Below are 12,643 nucleotides of genomic sequence, written 5' to 3'. Positions count from 1 at the left end.
TCAGTCGCGCGCCCCCGGCAACGACAGCAGCACGTCGGCCAAACCGTCGTCGTCGACCGGGCCCGTCACCTCGGTGGCGAACTCTTTCACCTCGTCGGGCGCCTGACCCATCGCGACCGCGCGGCCTCCCGCGGCCCCCGCCCAGGAGAGCATTTCGATGTCGTTGCGTCCGTCGCCGGCCACGAGCACACGGGATGCGGGAATGCCCACCCAGTCGCGCACGCGCTGCAGAGCCGTTGACTTGTTCACGCCGAGCGGCGCGATGTCGAGCCAGGCCGTCCAGCCGATCGAGTAGGTGACCTGGTGCAGGCCCATGCTCTCGACGATCTTCAAGAACTCCTCTTCGCCGTGCTCGGGCGAGACGACGACCACGCGAGTGACCGGGTCGTGCAGCAGCCGCTCGAACGGCACCATCTCGGCGTTGTCGAGGTTCCAATCGACCATGCCCTGCGTGTAGCGGCGAAAACCGTCGGGGTATTCGACCATGTAGCGGCCGTCGTCGAGCGAGCTGGCGATGGTCTTCAACACGTCGCTCGGGTCGAACGTCTCGATCAGGTGGCGGCGGTAGCCGTCGGCCTCCTCGTCGTCGCGCTTCATAACGAGGGCACCGTTGGCGCACACCACGTAATCGGGGTGGATGTCGAGGGTCTCGAGCACGGGCGCCGTGGTCTCCCAGCTGCGCCCCGTGGCCAGCATGAGCTCGTGGCCCGCCTCGGTTGCACGCGCGACGGCGTGTTTCACGGCATCCGTGCACGTGCCGTCTTCGTGCAACACCGTGCCGTCGACGTCGAGTGCGACGAGCCAGCGCGTGGACTCGGTATCGCTCACGCGTTCACCGGCAGGGCTACCTCGAGGCCGCCCAGGTAGGGGCGCAGCACCTCGGGAATGAAGACCGAGCCGTCGGCGCGCTGGTGCGTCTCGAGCAGGGCGACGATCCAGCGTGTGGTGGCGAGCGTGCCGTTGAGCGTGGCCGCGGGCGTGGTCTTGCCGTCTTCGCCGCGGAAACGCGTGCTCAGGCGACGCGCCTGGTAGGTGGTGCAGTTGGACGTGGAGGTGAGCTCACGGTAGGCGCCCTGCGTGGGCACCCAGGCCTCGACGTCGAACTTGCGGGCCGCGCTCGAGCCGAGGTCGCCGGCCGCCGTGTCGATGACGCGGTAGCTGAGGCCGAGGTCGCGCAGCATGCCCTCTTGCCAACCGAGCAGGCGCTGGTGCTCCTCTTCGGCGTCTTCGGGGCGCGTGTAGACGAACATCTCGAGCTTGTTGAACTGGTGCACACGGATGATTCCGCGGGTGTCCTTGCCGTAGGAGCCCGCCTCCTTGCGGTAGCACGTGGACCATCCGGCGTAGCGCAGCGGCCCCTTCTCGAGGTCGATGATCTCGTCGGAGTGGTAGCCGGCCATGGCCACCTCGCTCGTGCCCGTGAGGTAGAGGTCTTCGTCTTCGAGGTGGTAGACCTCGTCGGCGTGCGAGCCGAGGAAACCCGTGCCCGCCATGATCTCGGGGCGCACGAGCGTGGGCGTGATGAGAGGCGTGAAACCGGCGTTGAGGGCGCGGTCGAGGCCGAGGCTCATGAGCGCGATCTCGAGGCGGGCGCCGATGCCGCTGAGGAAGTAGAAGCGTGAACCGCTGACCTTGGTGCCGCGGGCCATGTCGATGGCGCCGAGCATCTCGCCGATCTCGAGGTGGTCGCGCACGGGGAAGTCGAACTCGGGCTTGGCGCCGACCTCGCGCAGCGTGACGAAGTCGTCTTCGCCGCCCTCGGGCACGCCGTCGACGATGAGGTTCTGGATGCTGCCGGCGAGGCGCACGAACTCGGCCTCGCTCTCGTTGGCGAGCTGCTGCGCCTCTTTCACCTTGTCGGCCAGACCCTTGGCCTCGGCGACGAGGACGGCCTTCTCCTCTTTCGGGGCCTTGGCGACGAGCTTGCCGAACGCGTTCTGCTCGGCGCGCAGCTCCTCGTAGGCCGAGATGGCGGCCCGGCGGGAGCTGTCGGCGGCGAGGGCCTCGTCGACGACGGAGACGGAGGCGCCCCTCGCCTTCTGCGAGCGCCGGAAGAGGTCGGGTTGGTCGCGGAGGAGCACTGGATCGATCACCCGCCAAGTCTATCGACCGAACAGTTCTGCACGGGCGTGCGGGCAGGTGTGTGCCTCAATCATCCTCTCGGCCGAGGGCAGATCGCGCGGCGTACCGTAGCGTGGGCTGCATGACCATCGAGGCGGCAGGACCGGACGGCGCGGCACGCGAGACTCCCCGTCAGATCGACGAGGTTCGGCGCGCCGAGAACGCCGAGGCCGGCACCCCGACGAAGACGCGCCGAGCGGCGGTCGTGTACAACCCCGTCAAGGTGCGCGTCGCCGATCTGCGCGCGCTCATCGAGCCCGCCGCGGCAGAGGCCGGGTGGGCCGAGACGCAGTGGGTCGAGACGAGTGTCGAAGACCCGGGCGAAGGCGTCACGCGAGAGCTGGCGCGGTCAGGCATCGACATGGTCTTCGCGGCCGGGGGCGACGGCACGGTGCGATCGGTAGCGCAGGGGTTGCGCGACTCGGGGGCGTCGCTCGCGATCATCCCGAGCGGCACCGGCAATCTCTTGGCCCGTAACCTCAACCTGCCCCTGTCGGATGTGCCCGCGTCGGTGGCCATCGCGTTTCAGGGCGCCGACCGCAAGATCGACCTCGGCATCGTGACGATCGGACGCGAAGACGGCCCCGACGAAGAACACGCCTTCCTCGTGATGGCGGGCATGGGCATCGACGCCACCATCATGGCCAACACCAATCCCGCGCTGAAGAAGGCCGTCGGATGGCTCGCCTACGTCGATGCGGGCATGCGCGCCCTGCCCAAGGCCCGTCCCTTCAAGATCCGCTATCAGCTGCGCGGGCGTCATGAGCACACGGCGCACGTCTCGACCATCCTGTTCGGCAATTGCGGAACGCTACCCGGCAATATCGAGCTGCTGCCCGACGCCGTTGTCGACGATGGGCTGCTCGACATCGCGTTCCTGCAACCCAAGGGCGTGTTCGGGTGGGTGCAGGTGTGGCGCAAGGTGCGGTGGGAGAACAGCGCGTTGGCGAAGTCGTCGCTCGGGCGCACGATCGTGAAGGCCACCGACAACGGTGGGCCCAAGATGGTGACCTACCTGCGCTCGGAGTCGACGACGATCGTGCTCGAGGAGCCGCAGGAGATCGAGCTGGACGGCGACGAGTTCGGCCGTGCGACCCGTGCGCGATTCTCGACCGATGCGGGCGCTTTGCTGGTGCGGGTGCCGGCGGTCTAGAAGCCGTCGGCGGCTGCTGCGGCCCGGCTCGAGCGCTCGGACCTGCCGGAATAGCGCGTCGCCGCGACCAACGCGCTCGCGACGAGGATGCCGACGCCCGCCATCAGCAGCATGGCGGACGGCTCAGAGTAGGGGCGGCGGGCGAATTCCCAGAAGACGCCACCCGCTTCGGATCGGATGAGGACGCGTTCTTCGGAATCGGTGTAGGCATTCATCTGCGAGATGTCCTCGCCGTTGTAGGGAGAAACGGTCACGGGCCCGGGAACGAGCCCTGAGCGAATCGTGTCGGACATGCGGCCGACGCGCAGCTCGGCGATGCCACGCAGCGTGGGGTCGACGCCATCCTCGAGCACGATCGTGGCCTCGGCCTCGGCGATCCGGTCGTGGGCGGTGACCCAGACGGCACCGAGCCCCGATGCGGTGACCAGCGCGCCGAGGATGAACAGCAGCCACACGCGCGCACCCGGCCCCATGCCGAGCAGCCGACGCCCCACCCTGCTGACGCCCATCAGCGCCTGCGGGAGTCGTCGGACGGGCCCGTGCGGTCGAAGGGCACGAAGGTGGCCGTCGCGTCTCGCCAGTCCCCTCGATGGTCGGCTCCGGCACCGTCACCGTGGCGGTCGTCGTCGTCGTCGTCGAACGACTGGAAGTGGCCGTCGCGAGCGGCGTCGTCGGCCGCGTCGGGAAGAAGCGGGCGCGCGGCCAACCAGCTCGCCGCGACGAAGAACAGCGCCCCCATGAGCGTGGCTCCGCCGACGATGACGAGGGTGGGCCCGAGAATCCAGGCCACCTGCACGGCCGCGTAGTCGACGGGTTCGCCGCCCGAACTCTGCGATCCGGCGAGCGGGCTGTACATCATGAAGAGGGACCAGCGGGTGAGTGAGACACCGGCGATCGTCACGGCGGCGCCCGCGACGAAGAGCACGTAGAGCCACGGGTTGCGCCACGGCGAGATGCGGCGGCGCGTGGATGTCGGGGCACCGGTGCCTTCGGGTCGGGCCTCGCCCGCCGGGCTTGCCGCTGGCGGCGAAGCGGTCGTCGAGCCGCCTTCAGAGAGGGGCCCCGACACGGACGGGAGCCGCGCAGATTCCCCGGAGGCCGTCGGCAGGGAAGTCTGCGAGGACGATTGCGAGGACGATTGCGCGGACAATTGCGCGGACGAGGCGGCAGTATCGGCCGCGGCGTAGGGCGAGAGGCGCTCCGCCTCCTCGGGCAGCATGCCTATGAGTGAGCGAGCCTCGGTGCGGTGGCCGGGCAGCTCGCGCGCGACGGCTCCCCCGCGCGCTCGACGGCGCTCTCCGAGACCCGCGGTCGGTGTCGAACCCGGACGGGACGATGCGGGCTCGGATGAGGACGACGATCCCGACGAGCCGCCGGAGCGACCGGGGACGGAGGGCGACGTGCGCGAGGCATCCTGCGCACCATCAGTGTGCGGAAAGCCGCGCTGGAACTCGGGCGCGAAGCGGGGGTCGAACGAGGCGTCGTCGCTCATCGGGCGGTCCTCACGATCGGGCGGTCACCGGGGTGACCGTGTGGTCTGGTGGCGACAGGGCGTCGCCCGGCGGCCTCACCGCTCAGGGGTATCGTACGGTTCACCCGTGATGAGCGCACGTAACCAGTCGCGCGCCTCGATGAAGACGGCGTCGGAGTAGCGGTCGTCGTAATCGTTGGGGACCCGGTCGGCGCGCGGATAGGAACCGAGGAAGCGCACCTCGGGGCTGAATCGCCGCACACCCAGCAGGGCGTCGGCGACACGTTCGTCGAGGATATGGCCGTCGGCATCGATCACGAAGCGGTAGCGACCGAGCTCGTCGCCGACCGGCCGCGACTCGAGCAGGCTCATGTTGACCCCGCGGGTGGAGAACTGCTCAAGCAACTCGAGCAGGGCACCGGCGCGATCGACCGGCAGCTCGGCGATGAGGCTCGTCTTGTCGGCGCCCGTCGGCGCGGGAAGCACACCGGGGCGGCTGACGAGCACGAAACGGGTGACGGCGTTCTTGTTGTCGCCGATGTCGCGAGCGAGGACATCGAGGTCGTAATGCTCGACGATCCCCGGCGGCGCGATGGCGGCGTGCCCGGGGCGCAGGGGCTCGTCGAAGAGGTCGGCCGCGGCCGCCACGTTGCTCGACGCGGGGATGTGCGCATGGTCGGGCACCGCGGCATCGAGCCATTTGCGGCACTGGGCATAGGCCACCGGATGCCCGTTCACCACTGTGACCTCGTCGAGCGTCGTGCCCGGCCGAGCCACGAGCACGAAGTTGACGTGGACGAGGTATTCGCCGACGATGCGCAGATCGGGGAGCGTGGCGAGGGCGTCTTGCGCCACCGAGACGCCGCCGTCGACCGAGTTCTCGATCGCGATCATGGCGGCGTCGCTGCGCCCGGCGATGACGTCTCCGAGCGCCTCGCCCACGTTGTTCACGGTGCGCCAGGTCTGGCCGACCGCCTCGGGCACCTGCGCGAGCGCGGCCTCGGTAAACGTTCCGCGCGGGCCCAGGAAGCTGTAGGTGCGTTCGGGGGCGGATGCGGCGGCTTCAGACATAGAGGAAGCGTATCGGCTCGCGGCACCCGGCCGACGTACTACTTCTTCTGCACAGGCGGCGATCTGCGAATCTCTCCACAGGCTCGTCAAGGGCTGTCTCGCCGTCGCCGTCCGGTGCCAGAATGGGCACATGACGACGCGAGCAGGAACCCCAGCACAAGAGTCCGACCTCATCGATGTCGAGGCGCTCATCAAGGCCTATTACGACCTCAAACCGGATGTCTCCGAGCCCGAGCAGAGGGTCGTCTTCGGCACCTCGGGCCACCGCGGTTCGTCGCTCAAGACCGCCTTCAACGAAGACCACATCGCGGCCACCACCCAGGCCATCGTCGAATATCGCACGAGCCAGGGCATCACCGGCCCGCTGTTCCTCGGGGCCGACACTCACGCGCTCAGCGCCCCCGCTCGCACGACGGCCCTCGAGGTGCTCGTGGCCAACGAGGTGCGCGTGCTCGTCGACGAGTTCGACGACTTCGTTCCCACCCCGGCGCTGAGCCACGCCATCCTGCGCTACAACAACGCGGGCAACGACGACCAGGCCGACGGCATCGTCGTCACGCCGAGCCACAACCCGCCCGCCGACGGCGGCTTCAAGTACAACCCCCCGCACGGCGGCCCGGCCGACAGCGATGCCACGAGCTGGATCGCCAATCGCGCCAACGAGCTCATCGAGGGCGGCCTGATCGAGGTCAAGATGGCCGAGCCCAGCGCCGTCGAGACATACGATTTCCGCGGTCACTACGTCGACGACCTCGAGAACATCATCGATGTGGCCGCCATCAAGAAGGCCGGCGTGCGCATCGGCGCCGACCCGCTGGGCGGCGCGAGCGTGCACTACTGGCAGGCCATCGCCGAGCGCTACGAGCTCGACCTCACCGTGGTCAACCCCGACGTCGACCCCACGTGGCGCTTCATGACCCTCGACTGGGACGAGAAGATCCGCATGGACCCGTCGAGCCCCTCGGCCATGGCGTCGGTTCTGGCCCACAAAGACGAATACGACGTGCTCACGGGCAACGACGCCGACGCCGACCGACACGGCATCGTCACGCCCGACGGCGGCCTCATGAACCCCAACCACTACCTGGCCGTCGCCATCGACTACCTCTACCAGCACCGCGACGGGTGGAAGAGCGACGCCGCCATCGGCAAGACGCTCGTCTCATCGAGCATCATCGACAAGGTTGCCGAGTCGCTCGGCCGGCGCCTGTGGGAGGTGCCCGTCGGCTTCAAGTGGTTCGTGCCCGGGCTCGTCGACGGTTCGGTCGGTTTCGGTGGCGAAGAAAGCGCCGGCGCGAGCTTCCTGCGCTTCGACGGAACCGTGTGGACGACCGACAAAGACGGCATCCTGCTCGCGCTGCTGGCGAGCGAGATCATCGCCGTCACGGGCAAGACCCCGTCGCAGCTCTACACCGAGCTCACCGAGAAGTTCGGCGACCCCGTCTACCAGCGCGTCGACGCCGCCGCCTCGAAGGCGCAGAAGGCCAAGCTCGGCAAGCTCGACGGCGACGCCATCACGGCGACCGAACTGGCGGGCGACCCGATCACGGCCAAGCTCACACATGCACCCGGCAACGATGCGGCCGTCGGCGGCCTCAAGGTCGTCACCGACAAGGCATGGTTTGCGGCGCGACCCTCCGGCACCGAAGACGTCTACAAGATCTATGCCGAGTCGTTCGTCGGCGAAGACCACCTGCGTCAGGTGCAAGAAGAAGCCAAGAAGATCGTCGACGCGGCCATCGCCGACTAGACAGCGCATCAGCGGTCAGGCAACGGGCCTGCGGTCAGCCTCGGCTGAGCGTGGGCCCGACTGCTCGGCGCACGGGGCGTAACTGCTCGGCGCCGGGGGCGTGATTAGGCCGGAACGCTCCAGAACCAGGCGTTGCCACCCGGGTGCTCCACCGTGATCGTCTCATCGAGATCACGGAAGTCGAAGTCTTTGTTGTGGCCGACAGCCTTGATGATCGTCTTGTCGCCCTCTTTCACGACCTGCGAGACGATCATCACGTGATCCGGGATGTTGTTCTGATTCCAGTCGAACATGGCCACGTCGCCCACCTTCACCTGATCGCGCTGGTCGAGCGACAACCGGGTCAGGCCGAGAGACGGGGTGGCCTGGAAATACTGGTCCATGGCCGGCACGTAACCCCACGCGGGAGTCCAATCGGCAGCCTGATTGAAGTTGTGCCAGTCCCCCGTCTGCGTCCAGCCGCGCTGAATAAGCGTCTGGCTGACGAAGTTGGCGCAATCGCCGCCCACCGGGTTGAGATTGCCCCACTCGGCGAGGTTGTAATCCTTCCAATGCGACAACGCGTACTGCATCTGCTTGTCGAGAGGCGTTACCGACTCGAAGCGGTAGGCCGCGTCACCAGGAAGCGACACCGCCTCACCGGCCGCCGAAACCTCGAGCGCCGCATCCGTCGGCTGGAAATTCGCCGCCGCCGGCGTGACCGCCGTGACCGTCTTGTCGTCGACCACCGTCACATCGGTCGCCGGAACGCCGCCCACCATGACCGCGTCGACCTTCGACAGGCCAGAGCCCGCGATCGTGATCGTCGTGCCACCCGACAGGGCACCCGCCGCCGGAGAGACCCCGGAAACGGCCGGGGCCGCGGAAGACGCATCCGCTGAAGACGTCGACGACGCCACGGGGGTGGATGTAGAAGCGACAGGTTGCGTGCTCGTGCACGCCGACAACACCACGACGGCACCGACGGCGACAGACGCCAGCAGAGCGCGACGGTGGAAAGACGAAGAACGGATGAGGACCCCCTAAAGTCGACGTTTCTATCGTACGTTGCACCACCGACGAAAAGGCTGCACGTGCCGCGAACGCGACCCACCCCCACGCGCAATACGATGAACCCGTGGAGTCGTCGTCGCAGCACACCGTCCCCCGCCGCACGCCCACCCTCGAGATGGTGGCCGAAGTGGCGGGAGTCTCGCGCGCCACCGTGTCCCGCGTCATCAACGACTCGCCCAAGGTAACGCCCGAAGTGATCGCCGTCGTCAACGCCGCCATCGCCGAACTCAACTACGTGCCCAACCGCGCCGCCCGATCGCTCGCCAGCCGCAAAACCCAGGCCATCGCGCTCATCGTGCCCGAGAGCACGGCCAAAGTCTTCGCCGACCCCTTCTTCGCCTCGGTCGTGCAAGGCGTCGCCACCCACCTCTCGAGCACCGACTACACGCTCAACCTCCTCATCGCGTCGGAAACCGACCCCGACAAGACCCGCCGGTACCTGCTCGGAGGCAACGTCGACGGCGCCCTCGTGGTCTCGCACCACTCGGGCGACCACTCTTACACGCAGCTGGGCAACGCGCTCCCCATCGTCTTCGGTGGGCGCCCCCTGCAAGCCGACGCCACCGACAGCTACTACGTCGACGCCGACAACGTGCACGGTGCCCGCATCGCCACCGAATACCTCATCGGCCGCGGCCGCCGCCAGATCGCCGCCATCGCCGGCCCCCAAGACATGCCCGCCGGCATCGACCGCCTGCGCGGGTTCCGAGAAGCGCTCGCCAGCGCGGGGCTCACCGAAGGCCCCGTCGAAACCGCCGACTTCTCCCCCGCCGGCGGCGCCGATGCCATGCGGCGACTCCTCGCCACCGGGCAGCCGCTCGACGCCGTCCTCGCCGCCAACGACCAGATGGCCGCCGGAGCCTACGGGGCCCTCGCCGAGGCCGGCCTGCGCGTTCCCCACGACGTGGCACTCATCGGCTTCGACAACGACAACTTCGGCGCCACCCTGTCCCCTCCCCTGACGACGGTGGACCAGTCCCCCGTCGCCCTCGGCGAAGAAATGGCCCGCAAACTCGTGCAACTCATCGCCGGCGACCCCGTGCCCCGCGCCACCATCACCCCCACACGCCTGGTCGAGCGCACGAGCGTGTGACTCACGCATCCGTGTGACGCTCACGGCGTAACAGCAGCCGCCACGCTGGCGAAACACGGTGCGCCCCGCGAGAATAGACACGTACCTCGGATGCTCGAGCATCCCGCCGCGCCCCTCGCCGCCCGGCCCACACCCCGCAGAGGAAACACCCCGTGACACTCGCTGACCAGCCCCGCACCACCTTCGGTAACGACGACGCGAAGCGGGTGCGAGCCGACTTTCCGGCACTCGACCAAGAGGTGAACGGGCACGCGCTCGTCTACCTCGACTCGGGGGCCACCTCGCAGAAACCGCGCGCCGTGCTCGACGTCGAGCGGCACTACTACGAGCGGCAGAACGCGGCCGTTCACCGTGGCGCCCACACGCTGGCCGCCCTCGCGACCGAGAGCTACGAGCAGGCACGACACACGGTCGCCACCTTCGTGGGCGTCGACGACGACGAAATCGTCTGGACCTCGAACGCCACCGAAGCCATCAACCTCGTCGCCTATGGCCTCTCGAACGCCAGCCTGGGCCGCGGTGGCCCCGAAGCCGACGCCCTGCGACTCACGGCCGACAGCGAGATCGTCATCACCGAAGGCGAGCACCACTCGAACCTCGTGCCCTGGCAGGAACTGGCCGCCCGCACGGGAGCCACGCTGCGGGCCATCCCGCTGCAAGACGACGGCACCCTGTCCCTCGACGACGCCGAGCGCCTCATCACCGATCGCACCGCCATCGTTGCCGTCACGCACGTGTCCAACGTGACAGGCGTGATCAACCCCATCGCCGAACTCGTCGAGATCGCCCACCGCCACGGCGCCCTGCTGCTGCTCGACGCCTGCCAGTCGGCCCCGCACATGCCGCTCGACCTGCACGCCCTCGACGTGGACTTCGCCGTCTTCTCGGGCCACAAAATGCTGGCCCCCACCGGCATCGGCGCACTCTACGGCCGCCGCTCGCTGCTGAACGCACTGCCGCCCTTCCTCACGGGCGGGTCGATGATCACGACCGTCACCCTCGAGGAGAGCGGCTACCTGCCGGCCCCCCAGCGCTTCGAAGCCGGCACCCAGCGCATCTCGCAGGCCATCGCCCTGGCCGCCGCCACCGACTACCTCGGCGCGATCGGCATGCACGACGTGGCCGCGTGGGAACACACGCTCGGCGAACGGCTGCTCGCCGGCCTGCTCGAGATCGACGGCGTGCGCGTGCTCGGCCCCCAGACGCCCGAAGGCCGCGCCGGACTCGTCGCATTCGACCTCGACGGTGTGCACGCCCACGACGTCGGACAATTCCTCGACGACCGCGGTATCGCCGCCCGCGTCGGGCACCACTGCGCGCAACCGTTGCATCGACGGTTCGGGGTGACGGCCTCGACCCGCGCGAGCACCTACGTCTACAACACGTTCGAAGACGTGGATGCCTTCGTCGACGGTGTGCGCGACATCCGCTCGTTCTTCGGGGTCGTGTAATGGCGTCGCCGGAACTGGCCGGGCTGTATCAGCAGGTCATTCTCGACCACTCGAAGCTGCGCAAAGGCTCGGGTCTGATCGACGGCGGTGTGGCCGAATCACACCAGTTGAATCCAACGTGCGGCGACGAGATCACGCTGCGCCTGCACCTCGTGGAGGGCTCGGCCACCGGCTCAGGCTCAGGCTCAGGCTCCGACTCGAACGACGGGGCGACGGCGGGCGGGAGCGCGAGCGAGCCGATCATCGAACGGCTGAGCTGGGACGGTCAGGGATGCTCGATCTCGATGGCCTCGGCCTCGCTGCTCTCTGAGCTGGCCCCGGGTTTGACGCCCACCGAGCTGACCGAGCGCATCGCGCTGTTCCGCGAGATGATGCGGTCGCGCGGCGCGGGGGTCGAGGACGACGAACCGCTCGGCGACGCCGCCGTGCTCGAGAGCGTCTCGAAATACATCGCGCGTGTGAAGTGCGCCATGTTGGCCTGGGTCGCGGCCGAGGACACCGTTCAGCAGGTCACGGCAGGGCGCGCTTAGTCCCCGAGCGCCGTTGCAGGCGCTGGCGCAGGCGTAGGCGCTGGCACTGACGCTGGCACTGGCACTGGCTCTGGCGCTGGCACTGCAGCCGACGCATCAGCCGCGAGGCGCGCGTGGATGACCGCGATCGACTCGGGATTCTGGTCGATCAGCACCACGTTGCGGCCGAGCTTCTGCGCCACCGCGCCCGTCGTGCCGCTGCCCGCGAAGAAGTCCAGCACCCAATCGCCCTCGCGGCTGGAGGCCTGGATGATGCGGCGCAGGATGCCCTCGGGTTTCTGCGTGGGGTAACCCGTCTTCTCGCGACCCGTGGGCGACACGATCGTGTGCCACCAGACATCCGTGGGTAGTTTGCCCTTGAGCACCTTCTCGGGGGTGACGAGCCCGGGCGCCATATAGGGCTCGCGGTCGACCGTCGTCGAATCGAAGTAGTAGCCGCTCGGGTTCTTCACGTAGACGAGGATGGTGTCGTGCTTCGTGGGCCAGCGGTTCTTCGACTTGGCGCCGTAGTCGTAGGCCCAGATGATCTCGTTGAGGAAGCAGTCGCGGCCGAAGATGGCGTCGAGCAGCACCTTGGCGTAATGCGCCTCGCGGTAGTCGAGGTGCAGGTAGAGGGTTCCGTCGTCGGCGAGGAGGCGCCACGCCTCGATGAGACGGGGTTCGAGAAAGGCCCAGTAGTCGTCGAAGGCGTCGTCGTAGCGCTTCAGGTCGCCTCGGATGCGCTCATAGGTGCGGCCCTTGAAACCCGTGACGAGCCCGCCGGATTCGCCGGAGCCGCCCGCGACCGTGCGCTTGGCCGTGCTCGTCTGGCGGGTCTGGGTGCGGCCCGTGTTGAACGGTGGGTCGATGTAGATGAGCGTGAACGCCTCGTCGGGGAGCGTCGGCAGCACGGCCAGATTGTCGCCCTCGATGACGTGGGGCGAAACGAGCTGCGGCACGGACGCGGGCCC

General features: G+C 68.5%; 12 protein-coding genes. 5 read left to right on the top strand and 7 right to left on the bottom strand.

Annotated features, from left to right (window positions below):
* Entirely contained in the window at nt 1-828 is an 828-nt protein-coding gene (locus tag ACUWEX_RS03355) for an HAD family hydrolase (protein WP_445997117.1), read from the bottom strand.
* A complete protein-coding gene (serS, locus tag ACUWEX_RS03350) occupies nt 825-2,093 on the bottom strand; it encodes a serine--tRNA ligase (protein WP_445997116.1) in 1,269 nt (422 codons plus the stop codon). Before serS ends, ACUWEX_RS03355 begins: the two co-directional genes overlap by 4 nt.
* Nucleotides 2,094-2,203: 110 nt before the next feature.
* Here serS and ACUWEX_RS03345 point away from each other — a divergent pair, with 110 nt between their 5' ends.
* Nucleotides 2,204-3,274, top strand: coding sequence for a diacylglycerol/lipid kinase family protein (locus tag ACUWEX_RS03345; RefSeq protein ID WP_079726849.1), 1,071 nt, complete (start codon nt 2,204-2,206; stop codon nt 3,272-3,274).
* Here ACUWEX_RS03345 and ACUWEX_RS03340 read toward each other — a convergent pair.
* The 3 genes from ACUWEX_RS03340 to pheA form a co-directional block, all read right to left on the bottom strand.
* Entirely contained in the window at nt 3,271-3,783 is a 513-nt protein-coding gene (locus tag ACUWEX_RS03340; RefSeq protein WP_445997115.1) for a hypothetical protein, read from the bottom strand. The genes ACUWEX_RS03345 and ACUWEX_RS03340 overlap by 4 nt on opposite strands.
* Complete coding sequence (locus tag ACUWEX_RS03335; protein WP_445997114.1) at nt 3,783-4,766, bottom strand: hypothetical protein; 984 nt, start codon at nt 4,764-4,766, stop codon at nt 3,783-3,785. The genes ACUWEX_RS03340 and ACUWEX_RS03335 overlap by 1 nt, the downstream gene beginning before the upstream one ends.
* A gap of 75 nt (nt 4,767-4,841) precedes the next feature.
* Nucleotides 4,842-5,816, bottom strand: coding sequence for a prephenate dehydratase (pheA, locus tag ACUWEX_RS03330; RefSeq protein ID WP_445997113.1), 975 nt, complete (start codon nt 5,814-5,816; stop codon nt 4,842-4,844).
* A 130-nt stretch (nt 5,817-5,946) separates the two neighbouring features.
* Here pheA and pgm point away from each other — a divergent pair, with 130 nt between their 5' ends.
* Nucleotides 5,947-7,566, top strand: coding sequence for a phosphoglucomutase (alpha-D-glucose-1,6-bisphosphate-dependent) (pgm, locus tag ACUWEX_RS03325; protein WP_079726845.1), 1,620 nt, complete (start codon nt 5,947-5,949; stop codon nt 7,564-7,566).
* A gap of 104 nt (nt 7,567-7,670) precedes the next feature.
* On the opposite strand, the gene ACUWEX_RS03320 is transcribed toward pgm, so the two are convergent.
* Nucleotides 7,671-8,465 carry an amidase domain-containing protein gene (locus ACUWEX_RS03320; protein ID WP_445997112.1) on the bottom strand — a complete coding sequence of 265 codons (795 nt, stop codon included), beginning with the start codon at nt 8,463-8,465 and terminating at the stop codon, nt 7,671-7,673.
* 269 nt (nt 8,466-8,734) lie between these two features.
* On the opposite strand from ACUWEX_RS03320, the gene ACUWEX_RS03315 reads away from it, so the two are divergent.
* The 3 genes from ACUWEX_RS03315 (at nt 8,735) to ACUWEX_RS03305 (ending at nt 11,693) form a co-directional block, all read left to right on the top strand.
* A complete protein-coding gene (locus ACUWEX_RS03315) occupies nt 8,735-9,712 on the top strand; it encodes a LacI family DNA-binding transcriptional regulator (RefSeq protein WP_079727896.1) in 978 nt (325 codons plus the stop codon).
* A 152-nt stretch (nt 9,713-9,864) separates the two neighbouring features.
* The gene (locus ACUWEX_RS03310) at nt 9,865-11,163 is read left to right on the top strand and encodes a cysteine desulfurase (RefSeq protein ID WP_445997111.1); all 1,299 of its coding nucleotides are present in this window, start codon (nt 9,865-9,867) and stop codon (nt 11,161-11,163) included.
* Nucleotides 11,163-11,693 (top strand): iron-sulfur cluster assembly scaffold protein, encoded by a 531-nt coding sequence (locus tag ACUWEX_RS03305; protein ID WP_445997110.1) that lies wholly within the window; start codon nt 11,163-11,165, stop codon nt 11,691-11,693. Before ACUWEX_RS03310 ends, ACUWEX_RS03305 begins: the two co-directional genes overlap by 1 nt.
* Here the strand turns inward: ACUWEX_RS03305 and ACUWEX_RS03300 are convergent.
* Nucleotides 11,690-12,631 (bottom strand): DNA-methyltransferase, encoded by a 942-nt coding sequence (locus ACUWEX_RS03300; protein ID WP_445997109.1) that lies wholly within the window; start codon nt 12,629-12,631, stop codon nt 11,690-11,692. The genes ACUWEX_RS03305 and ACUWEX_RS03300 overlap by 4 nt on opposite strands.
* Between the last annotated feature and the right edge of the window lie 12 nt (nt 12,632-12,643).

The sequence above is a fragment of the Okibacterium fritillariae genome, from assembly GCF_052783725.1.
The sequence above is the reverse complement of the archived record's forward strand: the minus strand, read 5'-3'. Positions and strand labels throughout refer to the sequence as shown.